A 20,007-nucleotide genomic window follows, 5' to 3' on the forward strand; every position below is an offset into this window, starting at 1 on the left:
TTCGCCTCCTCGCCGCCGGACCCGTTCCGTCAGGAGGTGGTGCGGGTGAGGAGGAGGGCGACGTCGTCGTACTGGCGGGGGAGGGCGGCGATGATGGATTCGCAGGTGGACTCGAGGGTGGGGCCGGGGGAGGCGAGGGCGCGCCGGAGGGTGGCGATGCCGGTGTCGATGTCCTGCTCGCGGCTTTCGACCAGGCCGTCGGTGTAGAGGGCCAGGGTGCTGCCGGGCGGCATCGGCACCTCGGTGGTGGTGAAGGCGCGGGCGAAGGCGGGATCGCCGAGGCCGAGCGCCAGCCCCGCCGGGAGGTCGAGCACGGACGCCGTGCCGTCGGGGCTCACCAGGATGGGCGGCGGGTGCCCGGCGCAGGAGAGCGAGCAGGTGTGGGTGGCGAGGTCGACGATGGCGTACAGGCACGTCGCGCACTGGATGGCATCCATGTCCTCGGCCATGTGGTCCAGCCTGCGCAGCACCGCGTCCGGGGGCTGGTCGGTGCCGGCGAGGGCGCGGACGGCGGCGCGCAGCTGCCCCATCGCGCCGGCGGCCACGGCGCCGTGCCCCATGGCGTCCCCGACGACCAGGGCGATGCGGGTGTCGGACAACGGGATGACGTCGTACCAGTCGCCGCCCGCCCGCATGGCGCTCGCCGGGAGGTAGCGGTGGGCGACCTCCAGACCGGGCGGTGCGGTGAGCGTGCGCGGCGCGAGGTTGTCCTGCAGGGCCTGCGCGGTGCGCCGCTCGCGGGTGTAGAGCCGGGCGTTGTCGATGGAGATGGCCGCCCGGACGGCGAGGTCTTCGGCGAGCGCCTTGTCGTGCTCGTCGAAGCGGCTGCGGTCGGGGAAGCGCGACAGGGCGATGAAGCCGAGGACCATGCCCCGGGCGGTCAGCGGCACGGTGAGGAAGGAGGACATCTCGAGGTAGCGCAGGGCGGGTTCGCCGAGGACGCCGATGATGCGGTCGAGGTAGTCGATCTCCAGTTCGGCCGCCGAGGAGAACACCGGCGCGTTCGCCGTCATGCACCGGGAGGCCGGATGGCGGGCGCTGTAGCCGACGACCTCGTCGACGGGGAAGGCGGCGTGCCACTTGACCTCGTCGGTCTGGCGGGCGCCGAGCTTGAGGGCCAGGCGGCGGACGCGCATCGACCCGTCGGGGGCGCGCTCGGGGTGTTCCTCGTCTCTGAGCAGGCCCTCGATGACGTAGAGGGTGGCGGTGTCGGCGACGCGCGGCACGGCGAACGCCGTGAAATCCTCGGCGGCCTGCCGGGGGTCGAGGGTGGCGCTCATGTGGGTGCTCAGCTCGTCGAGGAGGGCGAGGCGCTCGCGGGCCGAGGCGTCGGCGCCGTCGTGCCGGGGCGGGGAGGCGTCCACGGCGGTGACCATGACCGCGCCCCAGGGACCGGGATGGGCCAGCGGCTCCCAGGTGAAGACGACGTCGTGGACGCGGCCGTCGGCGCCTTCGGCGGACAGCACGTCGCACCAGCGCACGCCCGACGCGACCTGCCGCAGCGCCCGCTGGACGGTCTCGCGGCGGGTGCCGCGCAACAGCAGGTCGCAGATGTCGTGGCCCATGGCCCCTTCGGGCGGGCGCCCGAACAGGCGCACCGCCCCTCCGCCCCACTGAGTGACGCGCCCGTCGGCGTCGAGCAGTATGGCGGCGCAGCCGGCCAGGTGCCGCACGCTCGGGCGCGGCCGGCGGACCTCGTCCGCAGGTGCCTCTGTTCTCGTCGCAGGCGCCATCGGACCCCCTGGGAAACGAATGGGACATCGTGCCCGGCGCCGCGAGGAGGTGCGTCGACTCCTCCCCGTGCGGGTCTGCGGCTACCGTGAGTAAATTAGCACCTACCGTTGGTTTCCTTTCGCGAGAACTCCTCAAGCGATGGTCTGTGGCCTCGCTGGGACGACGGCGCGACAGCACGGCGCGGTCATCGTGGAACCAGCTCTGGACCGGGTGATCGTCCGCTGTGTGACCTGGTGATCAGCCATGAAGCGACGGGTGACGGCGGGTGAGGTCGCATGTCCGGCGGGCCGAGTGGCCGGTATCACACCGCGCCACGGGAATTGTGTTACCGCGTAGGAGGGTTGGGCCCACCGTGACGCTTGCCCTGCCTTTGACCTGGCCCATGCCGGAGGCCGACGGTTCCATGCGCGCGCGTCGCTGTTCGGGCTGAAGCGGCAGCCCCGCCCCTTGTCCCTTTTCTCCTGGTAACAACCATCTTCTATTCAGGATATAACCTACCTGTGATACATGTTTCTGGCCTGCGCAAGGTTTACGGCAACGGCGTCGTCGCCCTCGACGGGATCGATCTCGACGTCCGCGAGGGTGAGATCTTCGGCGTGCTCGGACAGAGCGGGGCCGGGAAGAGCACCTTGCTGCGGTGTGTCAACCTGCTCGAACGCCCGACCGCCGGCACCGTCACGGTCGCCGGCCAGGAGCTGACCGCGCTCGGCCGCGCAGAGCTGCGCCGCGCCAGGCAGGGCATCGGCATGATCCACCAGCACTTCGCCCTGCTGTCGTCCCGCACGGTGGCGGCGAACGTCGCCTTCCCGCTGGAGGTCGCCGGCCTGCCCCGGGCGCGGCGCGCGGCCCGCGTGCGTGAACTGCTCGAACTCGTCGGGCTGGAGGGCAAGGCGTCCGCCTACCCCGCGCAGCTCTCCGGCGGGCAGAAGCAGCGCGTCGGCATCGCCCGCGCGCTCGCCGCCGGGCCGAAGGTGCTGCTGTCGGACGAGGCCACCAGCGCGCTCGACCCCGGCACCACGCAGTCCATCCTCGCCCTGCTCAAGCGCCTCAACGCCGAGCTGGGGCTGACGATCCTGCTGATCACCCACGAGATGCACGTCATCAAGGGCGTCTGCGACTCGGTCGCGATCATGCGGGACGGCCGCGTCGCCGAGGCGGGCACGCTCGCCGACCTCGTCGCGCGTCCAGGGTCGCTGCTCACCCGCGAGATCTTCCCGCTGCCCGAGCCGGCGCCGCCGGGCACCGTCACCCTCACCTTCGCCGGTTCGGCGGACGAGCCGGTGATGTCGAGCCTGGTACGCGGATTCGACGTGGACGTCAACGTCCTGGGCGGCTCGCTGGAGGACCTCGGCGGGCGGCCGGTAGGGCGCCTTCGCGTCCGAATGGACGGCGGCGACCAGGCCGGCGCCCTCACCTACCTGCGTGAACGCGGCGTCATCGTCGAAGAGGCGCCGCCGGGGGCTGAGGGGACCGTGCCGGTCCAGGCCTGGACGATCACGGAGGAGGCCCGGTGAACGGCGACGAACTGCTGCCCGCGCTGACGCAGGCGACCGGGGAGACGGTCCAGATGGTGTTCTGGTCCGCGCTGCTGACCCTGGTGCTCGGCCTGCCGCTGGGGGTCTTCCTCGTCACCACCGACCGCGGCAGCCTCACCCCCGCCCCCGCCGTGAAGGCCGTTCTCGGCGGGATCGTCAACGTCGGGCGTTCGCTGCCGTTCATCGTGCTGATGGTCGCGATCCTGCCGTTCACGCGCCTGGTCACCGGCACCACGATCGGGACGGTCGCCGCCATAGTGCCGCTCACGCTCGGAGCGGTGCCCTTCTACGCCCGGCTTGTAGAGACCGCCCTGCGCGGCGTCGAACGCGAGGTCGTCGAGGCCGCCCAGGCGATGGGCGCCGGCCGCGCGCGCGTGGTGGGCCGCGTCATGCTGCCCGAGGCGCTGCCCGGGCTGGTCGCCGGGCTCACCGTGACCGTCGTGGCGCTGATCGGCTACTCGGCGATGGCCGGGGCCATCGGCGGCGGAGGGCTCGGCGACCTGGCCATCAGGTACGGCTACCAGCGCTTCGACACCGCCGTGATGGTCGTCACGGTCGTGCTGCTCGTGGTGGTCGTGCAGGTCATCCAGAGCCTCGGCGACCTTCTGGCCCGCCGGCTGTCCCACCGATGAGACTTCCCGCCGCCGCGGACGAGCCCTTCGCCCGTCCGCAGGCCGCAGGACCAACCCGCAGTTGAGCGCAAGGAGATATCAGATGCGTAAGTTGATCGGCGCCGTGGCGGCGGCCGCGCTCGCGTTGACGCTGGCGGCGTGCGGCGCGTCCGGAGAGCCCGCGGGATCCGGCGGTTCGCCGGCCGCCGGCGACGGTGTGCTGAAGGTGGGCGTCAGCCCGGTGCCGCACGCCGAGATCCTGAAGTTCGTCAAGGACAAGCTGGCGCCCGCCGCCGGGCTGAAGCTGGACATCGTCGAGTTCACCGACTACGTACAGCCGAACGTGCAGTTGCAGGAGGGACGGCTGGACGCCAACTACTTCCAGCACCGGCCCTACCTGGCGGACTTCCTGAAGTCCAAGGGCGGCGCCGAGCTGACCTTCGTCCAGGCCGTCCACCTGGAGCCGCTCGGCCTGTACTCGCGCAAGGTCAAGAGCGCCGGCGAGCTGGCCTCCGGCGCGACCGTCGCCGTGCCGAACGACGCCACCAACCTCGGGCGCTCGCTCAAGCTGCTGGAGGACAACGGGCTGATCAAGCTCAAGCCGGGCGCCGGCACCGCGGCCACCGAGCGGGACGTGGCGGACAACCCCAAGAACCTGCAGTTCAAGCCGCTGGAGGCCGCTCAGCTGCCGCGCTCGCTCGAGGACGTCGACGCGGCCGTGATCAACGGCAACTATGCGCTGGAGGCCGGGCTCAAGCCGGCCTCCGACGCCCTGGTGCTGGAGAAGGCCGACGACAACCCCTACGCCAACGGCCTGGTCGTCCTCAAGGGCCACGAGAGCGACCCGCGGGTCAAGAAGCTGGCCGAGCTCCTGGCGGGCCCGGAGGTGAAGAAGTTCATCGAGGACACCTACCAGGGCTCGGTCATCTCGGCCACCGCCTGACCAACCCCTGGTCCCCTCTGGGGCGGTCAGGCGTCCTCTCGCCGGGAGGGAGCCGGTCGCGGGGCCGGAGGGTGGCGGAGGCCGGTGAAGGCGATCTTGCAGACGGCGTCGGCCAGGGCGTCGGCGCCCATGCCGCCGCGCGGCCTGTACCACTCGGTGAGGGAGTTCACCAGGCCGAACAGCAGGCGGCTCACCACCGCCGGGTCCACGTCGGAACGGACGTCGCCCTCCGCGCCGGCCTGCCGCACCAGCTCGCCGACCATGTGGTCGAACTCGCGGCGGCGGGCCAGTGCCCGGCGCTCGACCTTGGTGTTGCCGCGCACCCGCAGCAGCAGCGTGACGAACGGGAGGCGCTCGACCAGCACGTGCACGCTGCGGCGCACGAGGTGCTCCAGCCTGTCCATCGCGCGGCCCTCGAGGGCGGCGGTCTCCCGCGCGGCCTCCGACAGCCCGTCGAGGGCGCGGTCGACGGCCAGGCGGAGCAGTTCGTCCTTGCCCGAGACGTGGTGGTAGATCGCCGACTTGGTGATGCCGAGCCTGCGGGACAGGTCCTCCATGCTGGTGGCCTCGTAGCCGCGCTCGTTGAACACCTTGACCGCGACGGCCAGCAGCGACTCCAGGTCGTAGCCGGGACGTCCCCGGCGGGGCGGGGTGACCGGGGCGGTGGTCACCGACGGTCCCGGTGGGATGGCGCGACGTGGGTGGTGGTCATCGACGGCCCCCGTAGGACGGCGCGACGTGGGCGGTGGTCATCGGGGGAAGTATCGCAGAAGGCCCGCCTCGGCCCCCATGCCGCGAGGGGTGTCGCGAGGCTTCGGGAGTGGGTAGGAGGCAGAGGGCGGCCGTGCCTCGCGGCTCCCCGCGCCCGGCCGGCGCGGGGTTACCATCCTGGCGAACGGCCCGCATGGTGTTCCTCGATGGGGAGGTCGGCTATGGCCCCGCTCAGCAGCTATGTCACCGGTTCCTGGCACGTCCCGCGCGACGAGGGGGCCCCGCTGCACGACGCGGTCACCGGGGAGGAGGTCGCCACCATCTCCTCGGCGGGCGTCGACTTCCGCGCCGCGCTGGAGTACGGGCGCCGCACGGGCGGACCCGCCCTGCGCGAGCTGACCTTCCACCAGCGCGCCGCGCTGCTCAAGGCGCTGGCCTCCCACCTGCGCGAACATCGGGAGGAGCTGTACGCGCTGTCGCTGCGCACCGGCGCGACGCTGAACGACTCCCGCTTCGACGTGGACGGCGGCATCGGCGCGCTGTTCTCCTACTCCAGCAAGGGCCGCCGCGAGCTGCCCAACGCCACCGTCCACCTGGACGGCGGCGTGGAGCCGCTGAGCAAGGGCGGCTCGTTCGTGGGACAGCACGTCTACACGCCCCTGCGCGGGGTGGCCGTGCAGATCAACGCCTTCAACTTCCCCGTCTGGGGCCCGCTGGAGAAGCTCGCGCCCGCCTTCGTGGCCGGCATGCCGTCGCTGGTGAAGCCGGCCGGGCAGACCGCCTACGTCACCGCGCGGCTGGTGGAGCTGATCATCGCCTCCGGCATCCTGCCCGAAGGCGCGCTGCAACTGGTGTGCGGCAGCGCGGGCGACCTGTTCGAGCACCTCACCGAGCAGGACGTGGTCGCCTTCACCGGCTCGGCCTCAACCGCCCAGAAACTGCGCACCCACCCGGTGGTCGCCGCCCGTTCTGTGCGCTTCAACGCCGAGGCCGACTCGCTGAACTGCTCGATCCTCGGCCCGGACGCCGCGCCCGGAGGCGCCGAGTTCGACCTGTTCGTCGAGCAGCTCGTGACCGAGATGACCGTCAAGGCCGGGCAGAAGTGCACGGCCATCCGGCGCGCGTTCGTCCCGGCCGGGCTGATGGACGCGGTGGCCGAGGCCGCCGCCGCCCGGCTGGCGAAGGTCACGGTCGGCCACCCGGCCGACCCGTCGGTGCGCATGGGCGCCCTCGCGGGCCTCGGCCAGCGCGATGAGGTGCGCCGCGCGCTCAAGGCCCTGATCCCCGCCGGCTCGGTGGTGTACGGCGATCCCGAGCGGGTGGAGGTCGTCGGCGCGGACGCCGAGCGCGGGGCGTTCGTCTCGCCGCTGCTGCTGCGCGTGGACGACGCCGACCGTCCCGAGCCCCACGAGGTGGAGGCGTTCGGACCGGTCAGCACGCTCATGCCCTACACCTCGGCCGCGCGGGCCGTCGAGCTGGCCGCGCGGGGCCAGGGCAGCCTGGTCGGCTCGGTGGTGACCGGCGACCGCGACTTCGCCCGCGAGGTGGTGCTCGGCACGGCTCCCTGGCACGGACGCCTGCTCGTGCTGGACGCCGAGGCGGCCAAGGAGTCCACCGGGCACGGGTCGCCCCTGCCGGTGCTGGTCCACGGCGGCCCCGGGCGGGCCGGCGGCGGCGAGGAGATGGGCGGCGTCCGCGGGGTGCTGCACCACATGAACCGCACCGCCGTCCAGGCGAGCCCGTCCATGCTCGGCGCGATCACCGGCCGCTGGGTGCCCGGCGGCGAGCGCGCGGTGACCGGCGTCCACCCGTTCCGCAAGCACCTGGAGGAGCTCAGGCCCGGGGACACGGTCGTCGCGGGGCCGCGTCGCGTGGACCTGGCCGACATCGACCACTTCGCCGCGTTCACCGGCGACACCTTCTACGCCCACATGGACGAGGAGGCCGCCAGGGCCAACCCGTTCTTCGACGGCAGGGTCGCCCACGGGTACCTGATCGTCTCGCTGGCCGCGGGGCTGTTCGTCGACCCCGACCCCGGGCCGGTGCTGGCCAACTACGGGCTGGAGAACCTGCGTTTCCTCACCCCGGTGTACCCCGGCGACGAGCTGACGGTGACGCTGACCGCCAAGCAGATCGACCCGCGCGAGGGCGCCGGGTACGGCGAGGTGCGCTGGGACGCCGATGTGACCAAGCAGGACGGCTCGTCGGTGGCCAAGTACGACGTGCTCACGCTGGTCGCCCGGCGCGAGGGCTGACCGGCGGCCGGTGCGGCCGTGCCCGTCCGGAGGGGCGGCCTTGCGCGGGACGGGCCGCTGAGCGAGACTGATAACTGACCGAATGTTCGGTAAAGGGGTGACGGCGGATGGCTGACCTCCAACGGCATTTCGACCGGACGATCGAGCAGGACCGGCGCGTCGAGCCGCGCGACTGGATGCCCGACGGCTACCGCGCGACGATGGTCCGGCAGATCGGCCAGCACGCCCACTCGGAGATCATCGGCATGCAGCCCGAGGGCGAGTGGATCACCCGCGCGCCGACGCTGCGGCGTAAGGCCATCCTGCTCGCCAAGGTGCAGGACGAGGCCGGGCACGGGCTCTACCTGTACTCCGCCGCCGAGACGCTCGGCGCCGACCGCTCCGAGCTGACCGCGATGCTCATCGAGGGGCGGCAGAAGTACTCCTCGATCTTCAACTACCCGACGCTGAGCTACGCCGACGTCGGGGTGATCGGCTGGCTGGTCGACGGCGCGGCCATCTGCAACCAGGTGCCGCTGTGCCGCAGCTCGTACGGCCCCTACGCGCGGGCCATGATCCGCATCTGCAAAGAGGAGTCGTTCCACCAGAGGCAGGGGTACGAGCTGCTGCTCACCATGATGAAGGGCACCCCCGCCCAGCGCGACATGGTGCAGGACGCGGTGAACCGGTGGTGGTGGCCGTCCCTGATGATGTTCGGGCCGCCCGACGACGCCTCGCCCAACACCGCGCGGTCCATGGCCTGGAAGATCAAGCGGCACACCAACGACGAGCTGCGCCAGAGGTTCGTCGACATGACCGTGCCCCAGGCCGAGGTGCTCGGCGTCACCCTGCCCGACCCCGAGCTGCGCTGGAACCCCGAGCGCGGCCACCACGACTTCGGTCCGGTCGACTGGTCGGAGCTCAAGCGGGTGATCAGCGGCGACGGGCCCTGCAACGCGCGGCGCGTCGCCGTACGCCGCGCCGCGCACGAGGACGGCGCCTGGGTGCGGGAGGCCGCCGTCGCCCACGCCCGCAAGACCGCACGCCGCACCGCCCCGGACGCCGAGACGACGAGCGCGGACGCCGGGGCGACGGCCGTGGACGCCGGGACGACGAGCGCGGACGCCGGGACGGCCGCGGGGGCGGAGGCTAGGGCATGAGCGACTGGCCGCTGTACGAGGTGTTCGTGCGCAGCAAGCGAGGGCTCAACCACGTCCACGTCGGCTCGCTGCACGCCGCCGACGACGAGACGGCGCTGCGCCACGCCCGCGACCTCTACACCCGCCGCAACGAGGGCGTGAGCATCTGGGTCGTCCGGTCCGACCACATCGCCGCCACCAGCCCCGACGAGAAGGACCCGTTCTTCGCGCCGAGCGGCGACAAGGTCTACCGGCATCCGACCTTCTACACCCTGCCCGACGACGTCCCGCACATGTGAGGCCACGATGTCCTCCGAAGCCTCCGCCACGCCGGATCCCCGTGAATCCGCCACGCCCGACGTCCGCGTTCCGTCAGCGTCCGATGTTCACGAGCCGTTTCCGGCCGATCTTCGCGAGCCGTCCCTGGCCGACGCCTATGAGGCGATCAACGACGCGGACGATCCCCGCTGGGCGTACGGGACCGGGTTCGCCGACCCGCTGGCCGGTGTGGACACCCGGCTGCCCGGCGGTGTGGACGCCGGCGACCTCTCGGCCTACTGCCTGATGCTCGGCGACGACGCGCTGGTCATGTCGCACCGGCTCCAGGAGTGGTGCACGCACGCCCCCGAGCTGGAGGAGGAGGTGGCGCTGGCCAACATCGCGCTGGACCTCCTCGGGCAGGCCCGCCTGCTGCTGTCCCGCGCGGGCGCCGCCGACGGCTCCGGACGCGACGAGGACGCGCTGGCCTTCCTGCGCGGCCCGGAGGAGTTCCGCAACGTCCGGCTCGCCGAGGCGGAGAACGGCGACTTCGGGCAGGAGATGGCCCGCCTGCTGGTCTTCGCGACCTGGCGGCTCGCGTTGCTCGACCGGCTCGCGGGCTCCCGCGACCCGGTGCTGGCCGCGGTCGCCGCCAAGGGCGTGAAGGAGGTCGCCTACCACCGCGACTACGCCGCCGGCTGGGTCGTCCGCCTCGGCGACGGCACGCCGTACTCCCGCGAGCGTGTCACCGAGGGGCTCGCGGCCGTGTGGCCGGACGTGGCGGAGCTGTTCGTCCCGCACGAGGTCGAAGCCCGGCTCGCGCGGGCGGGCGCCGGCGTCGACCCCGCCACCCTCCGCGAGGAGTTCGACGACGTCATCGGCCAGGTCCTCACGGCCGCCACCCTCACCCGGCCCTCCACCACGGTCGCAGGCTCCGGGCGGGGGCGCGACGGAGAGCACACTCCCGCCCTGACCCGCCTGCTCGCCGAACTGCAGAGCGTCGCCCGCGCCCACCAGGGGGCGACATGGTGAGCCCGCGAGCCCGGTCAGGGCCGCCGGGACGGGGAGCGTCGAGCGCGTGGGAGGTCGCGCGAGGCGTCCTGGACCCGGAGCTGCCCATGCTCACTCTGGACGACCTCGGCATCCTGCGCGGCGTCGAGGAGACCGGTGACGGAGGCGTCGTCGTCACCGTCACCCCGACCTACAGCGGCTGCCCGGCGATGGCGGCCATCAGGGCCGACCTGTCCGCCGCTCTGCGCGCCGCCGGATACGCCGATGTCGAGGTGCGCACCGTGCTCGCCCCGGCCTGGACCACCGACTGGATCACCGAGGAGGGCAGGCGCAGGCTCGCCGACGCGGGGGTCGCGCCGCCCGGTCAGGCCCCTGCGCGCCGGAGCGGGCCGGTGCCGCTGACCCTCGGCCCGGTCCGGCGGAGCGTCGGCTGCCCGCGCTGCGGGTCCGGCGACACCGAGGAGGTGTCCCGGTTCGGGTCCACCGCCTGCAAGGACCTGTGGCGGTGCCGCGCGTGCCGGGAGCCCTTCGAGCACGTCAAGGAGCTGTGACGTGCCCGGCACCGGAGCGGCCGGAGACGGCGGGCGGCGGCGCAGGGGGCGGTTCGCCGCTTTGCGGGTGGCACGGGTGGATCGCTTGTGCGAGGACGCAGCCGCGATCACCTTCGACGTGCCCGGCGAACTGGCGGAGGAGTTCGCCTTCCTCCCCGGCCAGTCGCTCACGCTGCGCGCGTTCGTGGACGGCCGCGAGGAGCGCCGTTCGTACTCCATCTGCGCGCCGACGGGCGGACCGCTGCGCATAGGGGTCAGGGAGATCCCCGACGGGCTGTTCTCCACCCGCCTGGTGCGCCGCCTGAGGCCGGGGGAACAGGTGGAGGTGCTGCCGCCCACCGGGGGCTTCACCGCCGACCTGTCCCGCCCGGCGGACCACGTGTTCGTCGCCGCCGGTTCCGGGATCACCCCCGTGCTGTCGATCGCGTCGTCCGTGCTGAGGGTGCCCGGGTCGTCGGTGACGCTGTTCTACGGGAACCGCACGACGCGAACGGTGATGTTCGGGGAGGAACTGGCCGATCTGAAGGACTCCGCGCCCGCCCGCGTCCAGGTCGTGCACGTCCTGTCCAGGGAGCCCAGAGAGCCCGAGCTGTTCACCGGCCGCCTGGACCGTCCGAAGCTCCGCCTGCTGCTCCCCGCCCTGACCGACGTGCCGGCCGTCGCCCACTGGTGGCTCTGCGGCCCGTACGGGCTGGTCAAGGACGCCAAGGCGGTGCTCGCCGAGCTGGGCGTCGCTCCGGAGCGCGTCCACCACGAGCTGTTCTACGTGGACGAGCCGCCGCCACCGCCGGCCCGCCGGGTCGCTGGGGTCCCCGAGGAGGCGGTCGCCAAGGTCACGGTCGTCCTGGACGGCCGGGCCACGTCCATGCCGCTGCCGCCGGGCCTCACCGTGCTGGAGGGGGCGCAGCGCGTCCGGCCCGACCTGCCGTTCGCCTGCAAGGGAGGCGTGTGCGGCACCTGCCGCGCCAAGGTGACCGACGGGACGGTGGAGATGCGCCGTAACTTCGCCCTCGAACCCGCCGAGGTGGCGGCAGGCTACGTGCTGACCTGCCAGTCCATCCCCCTGTCCCCCGACGTCACCGTCGACTTCGACGCCTGAGCCCGCGCGGCGCCGGGGGATTTCCACGGTTGCCGGGTGGGCTGGGGCGGCCGCTCGGGCGTGGGGCGGTGCGGAGGTGTCAGGCCGGGCGGGGGAGGCGGAGGCGCCAGCGGCCGGCGTGGGAGGTGAGGTGGACGCTGGTGAGCGGCTCGGCGTCGATGCGCCAGAACGTCTCCGGGGGCGCGCCGAGCACGTGCACGAGGGCGGCCCTGATCACGTCCGGATGGGTGACCGCGATGATCCTCCCGCCGCCGCCGCCGCCACCACTGCCGCCGCCACCATCACCGCCACGGTCACCGCCACCGGCCTCGCCGTGCGCCGTGTGCAGCCAGGCGGCGACGCGCTCGATCAGGGCGAGCACCGATTCCCCGTCGTGCGGGGCGGCGGCGGGGTCGGTCAGCCAGGCCACCAGTTCCTCGGGCTCCCGGGCCTGGATCTCGGCCAGCGTCCGCCCCGCCCACCGGCCGGCGTCTCGGTCGCGCAGCCCGTGGTCGACCACGGCGGTCAGGCCGAGCCCGGCCGCCGTCTGGAGGCACCGCACCGCCGGGCCGCACAGCACGGCGGTCCGCCGGCGTGCCGCCGGGCCGCGAAGGGGAGCGCTCGTCCCCGGGACGGTCTCGGGGGTCGTGCCCGGGGCGATTCCGGCGGTGTCGCTCGGGTTGGGGAGGGTGCCGGTCCGGGTGAGGAGGGACGCGGCGCGGATCACTTCCTGTTGTCCGCGGGCGCTGAGTTCCTCGTCGTCGAAGGGGAACGCGGCTCGCTGGAGCGAGTCCGTGAAACCATGACAAATCAGGATAAGTCGGGCTGACACTGCATCCTCTCTGTGGCATAAGAGGGGCGATTGTCACTCTTCGCCCCATTGACGAGACCATGGTTCACGCGTAGCGTCCAACCGACATTGTTGACGGTGTGGGGAAGCCAGCGAGACTCTGGCACGGCCGCGCCACTGTGACCGGTCCCTCCGGGCCGGGAGTCAGACCCTCCGTCGTCACCGCCACCCCGCATGGGACGCGTGATCCCGAGGAGGCACGACAAATGGCTCAGGCCGTTCCGCATTCCCCGTCCGCTCCGCTGAGCATCCCCGTTCGCATTCCCGTCCGGGAGTTGCTGCCGTGGGCCGTCTTCGCCGGAGTGCTCGCCCTCGCCCTGCTGTACTTCGTCGGCGCGGAGCAGGGGGCCACCTCCCTGATCTCCGGCAACACCGTCCACGAGTTCGTGCACGACGGTCGTCACCTGCTCGGCTTCCCCTGCCACTGACACGGGAACCGGCAACGGCATGGTGAAGAACCTGCTGGTCCGCGGCATGCTCGCGGGCCTCGTCGCCGCCGCCCTCGCCTTGGTGTTCGCCTGGATCTTCGGCGAGCCCCAGGTGGGGGCCGCGGTCGCCCTGGAGGGGCACGCCCACGCGGGACAGGCCGGCCACGCGCTCGTGCCGGCCGCCGGAGCCCTCCCCGCGCCGGACCTCGCTCCGCACGCGCACGCCGATGCGGCCGGGGACACCGACCACGGAGCACCGTTCAGCCGGGCCGTCCAGTCGACCGCGGGCCTGGCCACGGCGGTCGGCGTCTACGGGCTGGCCGTCGGAGGCGTCTTCGCGCTCGTGTTCGCCTTCGCCTACGGACGGCTCGGGGCGTTCACGCCCAGGGTCACGGCCGCTCTGCTGGCCGCGGCCGGGTTCGTCGCGGTCGAGCTGGTCCCGTTCCTGAAGTATCCGGCGAACCCGCCGGCCGTCGGCGATCCCGCCACCATCGGGCGGCGTACCGCCCTGTACTTCGTGTTCGTCCTGATCGCCGTCCTTCTCGCGGTCGCGGCGGTGTCGCTAGGCCGGCGGCTGGCCCCCCGCTTCGGCAACGGTGACGCGACGGTGCTGGCCGTGGTCGGCTTCCTGGTCGCGGTCACCGCCGCCGGACTGCTGATGCCCGGGGTCGAGGAGGTGCCCGCCGACTTCCCCGCCGTGTTGCTGTGGAGGTTCCGGCTGGCGTCCGTCGGCATCCAGGCCGTCCTGTGGAGCGGCCTCGGGCTCGCGTTCGGCCTGCTCGCCGACCGGGTGCTCGCTCCGCGCCGCGCGCCCGCGCTGTAGCCGACGAGAACGACAAGCGCCGACCCGAGCCGGCGGCCCGCTGGGGCGCGCCGCCGAAAGGACACCGACACATGCCGGACCGGCCCATGACGGCCGAGGGACTCCTCCACTACCCGTTCACCGCGGTCGTGGGGCACGAGAACCTCAAGCTGGCCCTGATCCTCAACGCGGTGTCCCCGCGCACGGGCGGCGTGCTCATCCGCGGGGAGAAGGGGACGGCCAAGTCCACGATCGTGCGAGCCCTGGCGGCGCTGCTGCCCCCGGTCGCGGTCGTCGCCGGATGCCGCTTCTCCTGCGACCCGGCCGCTCCCGACCCCGGCTGCCCCGACGGGCCGCACGACACCGACCGGCCGCACGACACCGAAGGAGTGCATGACACCGAAGGGCCGCGCGACGAAGGGCGGCGCGACGCCGAAGGGGCGCGGGACGACGACGGCCCGCGGGACGACGACGGGGCGCGGGACGACGACGGGCCGGGCGCGCTCGTGCGGGCCGCCCGGCTCGCGGAGCTGCCGGTCGGCGCCTCCGAGGACCGGCTCGTCGGATCGCTGGACCTCGAACGCGCGCTGACCGAAGGGGTGAAGGCCTTCGACCCGGGCCTGCTCGCGACGGCGCACCGGGGCGTCCTGTACGTCGACGAGGTCAACCTGCTGCACGACCACCTCGTGGACCTGCTGCTGGACGCCGCGGCGCTCGGCACCTGCTACGTCGAGCGCGACACCGTGTCGGTCCGGCACGCGGCCCGGTTCATCCTCGTCGGCACGATGAACCCGGAGGAGGGGGAACTGCGTCCCCAGCTTCTCGACCGGTTCGGACTGACCGTCGAGGTCGTGGCCTCCCGGGACCCGGCCGAGCGGGCCGAGGTGGTGCGCCGGAGGCTGGCGTACGAGGAGGACCCCGAGGGCTTCGCCGCACGATGGCGGGAGGCGGAGCGGGCGCTCGCCGCGCGCGTCGCCGAGGCGCGCGACCGCCTGGGGCAGGTCACGCTCACCGATGCCGCGCTGCGGAGGATCGCCACCGTCTGCGCCGGCCTGGAAGTGGACGGGATGCGCGCCGACCTCATCACCGCCCACGCCGCCGTGGCGCACGCGGCCTGGCGGGGGGACACCCGGGTCACCGAGGAGGACATCCGGCAGGCCGCGCGGCTCGCCCTGCCGCACCGCCGCCGGCGCGACCCCTTTGACGCTCCCGGCCTGGACGAGGCCGAACTCGACGACCTGCTCCGCCGCGCGGCGGCCGCCGACGCGGACCCCGACCCGGATCCGGACCCGGACCGTGATCCCGACCCGGACTCCGCGTTCGATCCCGGCTCCGACCCGGACCTCGACCCTGATACCGGCGCCCGCCCGGATGGCGGCTCCGGTCCGGATTCCGCCGCCCGTCCGGATGGCGACTACGGCCCGGACCCCGGCGCCGGACCGGCTCACCGTGCCGATCCCCGCCAGGACGGCTACGGCGCCGACCACGCGTCCCGTCCCGACCATGGATCGGGGTTCGACCGGGAGACCGCCTCCGACCTCGATGACTCGGGGCGGCAGGACGTCAGTACCGGAATGGCCGGTACGGGGTCCGCCTCCGAGCACCCGGACGGGCAGGAGGCGCCCGGGCGGTCCGGACGTGGCCCGACCGGAGAGCGGCGGACGACGCCGGCGGGTGAGCCGTACCGGGTACGGGCGCTGACCGTGCCCGGCCTCGGCACGGGCGCTCCCGGACGCCGCTCCCGCGCCCGCACCTCCCATGGACGCGTCACCGGGTCGCGCGCGCCGACCGGCCGGCTCGGCACGCCGCACCTGACGGCGACCCTCCGCGCCGCGGCGCCCTACCAGCGGGAACGCGGCAGGACCGGGCCGGGGCTGATCGTGCGGCCCGCCGACCTGCGCGAGGTGGTGCGCGAGGGCCGCGAGGGCAACCTCGTGCTGTTCGTCGTGGACGCGAGCGGCTCGATGGCCGCCCGCCGCCGTATGGGCGCGGTCAAGGGAGCCGTGCTCAGCCTGCTGCTGGACGCCTACCAGCGCCGCGACAAGGTCGGCCTGGTCACCTTCCGCGGCGCCGGAGCCGAGCTCGTGCTGCCCCCGACCTCGTCGGTGGAGGCCGGGGCGGCCCGCCTGCGCGATCTGCCGACCGGGGGACGCACCCCGCTCGCCGCGGGGCTGCGCCGGGCCGCCGCAGTGGTGCGCGCCGAACGGCTGCGCGACCCCTCGCGCCGGCCGCTGCTGGTGGTCGTCACCGACGGCCGGGCCACCAGCGGCACGGACGCCGACGTGCGGCGGTCCGCGGCGCTGCTCAAGGGCGTCGCCGCCGTGGTGGTGGACTGCGAGACCGGCCCGGTGCGGCTCGGGCTCGCCGTGCGCCTCGCGGGGCTGCTCGGCGGCGAGGCCGTACGGCTTTCGGACCTCGCGGCCGGAGGGCTGCGCGATCTGGTCCGTGAACGACGCAGGGCCGCCTGACATGCGGCACAGGGTGAGCGGCGGGCGGCAGGAGAACACCCGCTCCGCGGCCGCGACGACCGGAAAGGTGGCATGAGGTGCCTCAGGGGAAGCCGGAGCGCGTGCCGGACGACGGCCTGACCACGCGGCAGCGCCGCGCCCGGCCGCTCGTGCTCCTCCACACCGGCCCCGGCAAGGGGAAGTCCACGGCCGCCTTCGGGCTGGCACTGCGGGCATGGAACCAGGGCTGGCCGATCGGCGTGTTCCAGTTCGTCAAGTCCGCCAAGTGGCGCGTCGGGGAGGAGCGCGCCCTGACGGTGCTCGGCGCCTCCGGCGAGGGCGGCACGGTGGCGTGGCACAAGATGGGCGACGGCTGGTCCTGGGTCAGGAAGCCCGGCGCCGAGGAGGACCACGCCGCCGACGCCCGCGAGGGTTGGGAGCAGATCAAACGGGATCTCGCCGCCGAGACCTACCGGCTGTACGTGCTGGACGAGTTCACCTACCCGCTCACGTGGGGCTGGATCGACGCCGAGGACGTCGCCGCCGCGCTCGCCGCGCGGCCGGGCACGCAGCACGTCGTGATCACCGGCAGGAACGCCCACCCGCGCCTTGTGGAGATCGCCGACCTGGTCACCGAGATGGGCAAGGTCCGGCACCCGATGGACGCGGGACAGAAGGGTCAGAAGGGCATCGAATGGTGACCGCGCTCCCGCGCCTGGTGATCGGGGCTCCGTCCTCGGGCGCGGGCAAGACCACGGTGGCGACCGGGCTGATGGCGGCGTTCACCGCCAAAGGCCTGGTGGTCTCCCCGCACAAGGTCGGACCTGACTACATCGACCCCGGCTACCACGCCCTCGCGGCGGGCCGGCCCGGGCGCAACCTGGACCCGTGGCTGGTGGGGGAGGACCTGATCGCCCCTCTGCTGCTCCACGGGGCCGCCGGGGCGGACATCGCCGTCATCGAAGGCGTGATGGGCCTGTTCGACGGCTCCGCCATGACCGGCGTGGGCGGTGGGACGGGCCCTGTGGCCGTGGCCGGCGCGGGCACGGACCTGGCGTCGACGGCGCATGTCGCCCGGCTGCTGGACGCGCCGGTCGTGCTGGTGGTGGACGTGTCCGGGCAGGGCAGGTCCGTCGCGGCGCTGGTCCACGGCTTCATGTCCTACGACACGCGGGTGCGGATCGGCGGGGTGGTACTCAACCGGGTCGGCTCCCCCCGCCACGAGCGGATCTGCCGGGACGCGCTCGCCGAGACCGGCGTGGAGGTGTTCGGGGCCATCCCGCGCACCGGCGTGGCGGCGACGCCCGCGCGGCACCTCGGCCTGATCCCCCCGGCCGAGCGGGCCGGCGCCGCCACTGAAGCCGTGGCCGCGATGGGCGAACTGGTGGCCGCCACCTGCGACCTCGCCGCGCTCGTCCGCCTCGCCCACACCGCGCCCCGGCTCACCGCCTCCCCATGGAACCCCCACGAAGCGCTCGCCATGAACCCCCACGAAGCGCTCACTGCACAACTCCATCCCTCGCACGTGGACGCGTCCCAGGACGTGATCCGCGACGTGGCATGGGCGCAGGACGTGATTCGCGACGTGGCATGGGCGCAGGGCGGGGTGCGCGACGTGGACGGGGTGCCGGGCGTAGCGGGCGGCCTGGACGGGGTGCCGGCGCCGGGCGCCATGCCCGGCCAGGACAGGGCGCCGGCCCCGGAGGTGGTGGTCGCGGTGGCCGGGGGGAAGGCGTTCACGTTCGGGTACGCCGAGCAGGCGGAGCTGGTCCAGGCGGCGGGCGGCATCGTCGTCCCCTTCGACCCGTTGCGTGACGAGCGCCTGCCGACGGGCACGCGGGCGGTGCTGCTGCCCGGCGGCTTCCCCGAGGTGTACGCGGCGGAGCTGTCGGCCAACGAGCCGCTCCGGCGCGAGATCTCCGCGTTCGCCGGGCCCATCGTCGCCGAGTGCGCGGGCCTGCTCTACCTGTGCCGCGAACTGGACGGGCGTCCCATGTGCGGGCTGGTGGACGCGACCGCCGCGATGACCGACCGGCTGACGCTCGGCTACCGCGCCGCCGTGGCCGTGCGGGACTCGGTGGTGACCCGCGAGGGCGAACGCTACCGGGGGCACGAGTTCCACCGCACACGGATCACCGCCGCCGCCGGCCCGGTGACCTCGGCGGACTCCTCCCTGAAGGGGGCGACGCCCGCCCCTTCCTCCGGGATGGCGTCCGCGCATCTTTCCGGCGCGGCGCGCGAGCCCTTGTTCCGGTGGCGGGGCGGCGCCGACGGGTACGGCGGTCCCCGGCTGGCGGCCTCGTACCTGCACCTGCACTGGGCCGGCAGTCCGTACCTGGCCGCGAGGCTGGTGGCCGGTGCCCGCCGCTAGCGTGCCGCCGGTCGTCGTGGTGGGCGTCGGCGCCGACGGCTGGGACGGGCTGTCACCCGCCGCGCGGGCCGAGGTGGCCGGCGCCGAAGTGCTCGTCGGCAGCGTCCGGCAGCTCGCGCTCATCCCGGACACCGGCGCCCAGCGCGTCGCCTGGCCCTCCCCGATGCTGCCCGCCGTCCCCGGGGTCCTGTCCCGGCACGCCGGCCGGAAGGTGTGCGTGCTGGCCAGCGGCGATCCGATGTTCCACGGGGTCGGCACGACGCTCGTCCGGCTGCTCGGCGCCGGCCGGGTGCGCGTGCTGCCGCATCCCTCGTCGGTCTCGCTGGCCTGCGCCCGGATGGGCTGGCCGGTCGAGGACACCGCCGTCGTCAGCCTCGTCGGCCGGCCGGTGGAGTCGCTGAACCGCTCCTTGTGGCCGGGCGGGCGCGTGCTGGTGCTCAGCGCGGACGGGGCGACCCCGCGCCTGGTCGCGGGCCTGCTCCGCGACCGCGGGTACGGCGCGACCGTGATGACCGTCCTCGAACGGCTCGGCGGTCCCGCGGAGCGCACCCTCACCGGCAAGGCGACCGAGGCGGCCGGCGCGGGCGGGTGGTGTGCCGTCGTGGACGCGCTGAACATCGTCGCCCTGGAAGTGCGAGCCGATCCGGACACGGTCCCGCCGGTGCCCCTCTCCCCGGTCGCCGGCCTGCCCGACGAGGCGTACGAGCACGACGGGCAGCTCACCAAGCGGGAGGTCCGCGCGGTGACGCTGGCGCTGCTCGCCCCGCTGCCGGGACGGCTGCTCTGGGACGTGGGCGCGGGCGCGGGCAGCGTGGCGATCGAGTGGAGCCGCGCCGCCCCAGGCTGCGAGGCCGTCGCGGTGGAGGCTCGGGCCGACCGTGCCGAGCGCATCGCGCGCAACGCCGCGTCGCTGGGGGTGCCCGGTCTGCGGATCGTCACCGGCACGGCGCCGGCCGCCCTTGCAGGGCTCGACCCGCCGGACGCGGTGTTCGTCGGCGGCGGCGCGACCGTCCCGGGCATGGTCGAGACGTGCTGGGCCGCGCTGCGTCCCGGCGGGCGGATCGTGGTCACCGCGGTGACCGTCGAGTCGGAGGCGGTGGTGGCGTCCTGGCACGCGAAGGCGGGCGGCGAGCTGACGCGCATCGCCGTCCAGCGCGCCGGGGGGCTCGGCGGATTCACCACCTGGCGGCCCGCGCTCCCGGTCACCCTGTGGACGGCCGTTCGCCCATGACCGGCCGGGGGCCGGGCGAGGCGAAGCGAAGCGCGAAGACCAGACAGATGTCCGGCTCCGGCCGGGAAGGAAA

General features: G+C 73.9%; 18 protein-coding genes and 1 riboswitch. Of the genes, 15 read left to right on the forward strand and 3 right to left on the reverse strand.

All coding sequences use genetic code 11. From position 1 onward, the window contains the following. Window positions 1-29: 29 nt before the first annotated feature. The gene (locus ACWEN6_RS18590; RefSeq protein WP_452571305.1) at window positions 30-1,733 is read right to left on the reverse strand and encodes a SpoIIE family protein phosphatase; all 1,704 of its coding nucleotides are present in this window, start codon (window positions 1,731-1,733) and stop codon (window positions 30-32) included. 501 nt (window positions 1,734-2,234) lie between these two features. On the opposite strand from ACWEN6_RS18590, the gene ACWEN6_RS18595 reads away from it, so the two are divergent. The 3 genes from ACWEN6_RS18595 to ACWEN6_RS18605 all read left to right on the forward strand — a co-directional run bounded on the left by ACWEN6_RS18595 (window position 2,235) and on the right by ACWEN6_RS18605 (window position 4,823). Next, a complete protein-coding gene (locus ACWEN6_RS18595; RefSeq protein ID WP_452571306.1) occupies window positions 2,235-3,248 on the forward strand; it encodes a methionine ABC transporter ATP-binding protein in 1,014 nt (337 codons plus the stop codon). 53 nt (window positions 3,249-3,301) lie between these two features. Continuing rightward, a complete protein-coding gene (locus tag ACWEN6_RS18600) occupies window positions 3,302-3,901 on the forward strand; it encodes a methionine ABC transporter permease (RefSeq protein WP_452571422.1) in 600 nt (199 codons plus the stop codon). Window positions 3,902-3,983: 82 nt separating this feature from the next. Continuing rightward, entirely contained in the window at window positions 3,984-4,823 is an 840-nt protein-coding gene (locus ACWEN6_RS18605) for a MetQ/NlpA family ABC transporter substrate-binding protein (RefSeq protein ID WP_452571307.1), read from the forward strand. 26 nt (window positions 4,824-4,849) lie between these two features. Here ACWEN6_RS18605 and ACWEN6_RS18610 read toward each other — a convergent pair whose 3' ends face one another. Beyond that, complete coding sequence (locus tag ACWEN6_RS18610; protein ID WP_452571308.1) at window positions 4,850-5,494, reverse strand: TetR/AcrR family transcriptional regulator; 645 nt, start codon at window positions 5,492-5,494, stop codon at window positions 4,850-4,852. Between the two features lie 261 nt (window positions 5,495-5,755). Between ACWEN6_RS18610 and paaZ the strand changes: the two genes are divergently transcribed. From paaZ to paaE, 6 genes are all read left to right on the forward strand, one after another. Continuing rightward, window positions 5,756-7,789, forward strand: coding sequence for a phenylacetic acid degradation bifunctional protein PaaZ (gene paaZ / locus ACWEN6_RS18615; RefSeq protein WP_354919892.1), 2,034 nt, complete (start codon window positions 5,756-5,758; stop codon window positions 7,787-7,789). A gap of 107 nt (window positions 7,790-7,896) precedes the next feature. Next, window positions 7,897-8,928 carry a 1,2-phenylacetyl-CoA epoxidase subunit PaaA gene (gene paaA, locus ACWEN6_RS18620; RefSeq protein ID WP_452571309.1) on the forward strand — a complete coding sequence of 344 codons (1,032 nt, stop codon included), beginning with the start codon at window positions 7,897-7,899 and terminating at the stop codon, window positions 8,926-8,928. Further along, window positions 8,925-9,206, forward strand: coding sequence for a 1,2-phenylacetyl-CoA epoxidase subunit PaaB (gene paaB / locus ACWEN6_RS18625; protein ID WP_354841075.1), 282 nt, complete (start codon window positions 8,925-8,927; stop codon window positions 9,204-9,206). The genes paaA and paaB overlap by 4 nt, the downstream gene beginning before the upstream one ends. Window positions 9,207-9,213: 7 nt before the next feature. Continuing rightward, entirely contained in the window at window positions 9,214-10,197 is a 984-nt protein-coding gene (paaC, locus tag ACWEN6_RS18630; protein WP_452571310.1) for a 1,2-phenylacetyl-CoA epoxidase subunit PaaC, read from the forward strand. Next, complete coding sequence (gene paaD / locus ACWEN6_RS18635) at window positions 10,191-10,727, forward strand: 1,2-phenylacetyl-CoA epoxidase subunit PaaD (protein WP_452571311.1); 537 nt, start codon at window positions 10,191-10,193, stop codon at window positions 10,725-10,727. The genes paaC and paaD overlap by 7 nt, the downstream gene beginning before the upstream one ends. Window position 10,728: 1 nt before the next feature. Then, entirely contained in the window at window positions 10,729-11,826 is a 1,098-nt protein-coding gene (gene paaE / locus ACWEN6_RS18640) for a 1,2-phenylacetyl-CoA epoxidase subunit PaaE (protein ID WP_452571312.1), read from the forward strand. A 79-nt stretch (window positions 11,827-11,905) separates the two neighbouring features. Here paaE and ACWEN6_RS18645 read toward each other — a convergent pair whose 3' ends face one another. Then, on the reverse strand, window positions 11,906-12,637 hold the full coding sequence (locus ACWEN6_RS18645) for a histidine phosphatase family protein (RefSeq protein ID WP_452571313.1): 732 nt from the start codon (window positions 12,635-12,637) through the stop codon (window positions 11,906-11,908). A gap of 77 nt (window positions 12,638-12,714) precedes the next feature. Further along, window positions 12,715-12,827: riboswitch (cobalamin riboswitch) on the forward strand. A 34-nt stretch (window positions 12,828-12,861) separates the two neighbouring features. Here ACWEN6_RS18645 and ACWEN6_RS18650 point away from each other — a divergent pair. The 6 genes from ACWEN6_RS18650 (at window position 12,862) to cbiE (ending at window position 19,934) form a co-directional block, all read left to right on the forward strand. Continuing rightward, window positions 12,862-13,083: a CbtB domain-containing protein gene (locus tag ACWEN6_RS18650; protein WP_354919907.1), complete on the forward strand. Its 222-nt coding sequence runs from the start codon at window positions 12,862-12,864 to the stop codon at window positions 13,081-13,083. A 19-nt stretch (window positions 13,084-13,102) separates the two neighbouring features. After that, the gene (locus ACWEN6_RS18655; RefSeq protein ID WP_452571314.1) at window positions 13,103-13,906 is read left to right on the forward strand and encodes a CbtA family protein; all 804 of its coding nucleotides are present in this window, start codon (window positions 13,103-13,105) and stop codon (window positions 13,904-13,906) included. Window positions 13,907-13,977: 71 nt separating this feature from the next. Further along, on the forward strand, window positions 13,978-16,353 hold the full coding sequence (locus ACWEN6_RS18660) for a VWA domain-containing protein (protein ID WP_452571315.1): 2,376 nt from the start codon (window positions 13,978-13,980) through the stop codon (window positions 16,351-16,353). A gap of 77 nt (window positions 16,354-16,430) precedes the next feature. Further along, window positions 16,431-17,033: a cob(I)yrinic acid a,c-diamide adenosyltransferase gene (gene cobO, locus ACWEN6_RS18665; protein WP_354841096.1), complete on the forward strand. Its 603-nt coding sequence runs from the start codon at window positions 16,431-16,433 to the stop codon at window positions 17,031-17,033. Next, entirely contained in the window at window positions 17,027-18,703 is a 1,677-nt protein-coding gene (locus tag ACWEN6_RS18670) for a cobyrinate a,c-diamide synthase (protein WP_452571316.1), read from the forward strand. The genes cobO and ACWEN6_RS18670 overlap by 7 nt, the downstream gene beginning before the upstream one ends. Beyond that, a complete protein-coding gene (cbiE, locus tag ACWEN6_RS18675) occupies window positions 18,690-19,934 on the forward strand; it encodes a precorrin-6y C5,15-methyltransferase (decarboxylating) subunit CbiE (RefSeq protein ID WP_452571317.1) in 1,245 nt (414 codons plus the stop codon). Before ACWEN6_RS18670 ends, cbiE begins: the two co-directional genes overlap by 14 nt. Window positions 19,935-20,007 lie beyond the last annotated feature (73 nt).

The organism is Sphaerisporangium sp. NPDC004334, from assembly GCF_053602655.1.

What these genes read in the sequence shown, in the direction of transcription:
- paaC (WP_452571310.1), top strand. Translation starts at nt 9,214, where the DNA reads ATGTCCTCCGAAGCCTCCGCCACGCCGGATCCCCGTGAATCCGCCACG.
- ACWEN6_RS18600 (WP_452571422.1), top strand. Translation starts at nt 3,302, where the DNA reads ATGGTGTTCTGGTCCGCGCTGCTGACCCTGGTGCTCGGCCTGCCGCTG.
- paaB (WP_354841075.1), top strand. Translation starts at nt 8,925, where the DNA reads ATGAGCGACTGGCCGCTGTACGAGGTGTTCGTGCGCAGCAAGCGAGGG.
- ACWEN6_RS18660 (WP_452571315.1), top strand. Translation starts at nt 13,978, where the DNA reads ATGCCGGACCGGCCCATGACGGCCGAGGGACTCCTCCACTACCCGTTC.
- ACWEN6_RS18605 (WP_452571307.1), top strand. Translation starts at nt 3,984, where the DNA reads ATGCGTAAGTTGATCGGCGCCGTGGCGGCGGCCGCGCTCGCGTTGACG.
- paaZ (WP_354919892.1), top strand. Translation starts at nt 5,756, where the DNA reads ATGGCCCCGCTCAGCAGCTATGTCACCGGTTCCTGGCACGTCCCGCGC.
- ACWEN6_RS18590 (WP_452571305.1), bottom strand. Translation starts at nt 1,733, where the DNA reads ATGGCGCCTGCGACGAGAACAGAGGCACCTGCGGACGAGGTCCGCCGG.
- paaD (WP_452571311.1), top strand. Translation starts at nt 10,191, where the DNA reads ATGGTGAGCCCGCGAGCCCGGTCAGGGCCGCCGGGACGGGGAGCGTCG.
- ACWEN6_RS18655 (WP_452571314.1), top strand. Translation starts at nt 13,103, where the DNA reads ATGGTGAAGAACCTGCTGGTCCGCGGCATGCTCGCGGGCCTCGTCGCC.
- ACWEN6_RS18670 (WP_452571316.1), top strand. Translation starts at nt 17,027, where the DNA reads ATGGTGACCGCGCTCCCGCGCCTGGTGATCGGGGCTCCGTCCTCGGGC.
- paaA (WP_452571309.1), top strand. Translation starts at nt 7,897, where the DNA reads ATGGCTGACCTCCAACGGCATTTCGACCGGACGATCGAGCAGGACCGG.
- ACWEN6_RS18650 (WP_354919907.1), top strand. Translation starts at nt 12,862, where the DNA reads ATGGCTCAGGCCGTTCCGCATTCCCCGTCCGCTCCGCTGAGCATCCCC.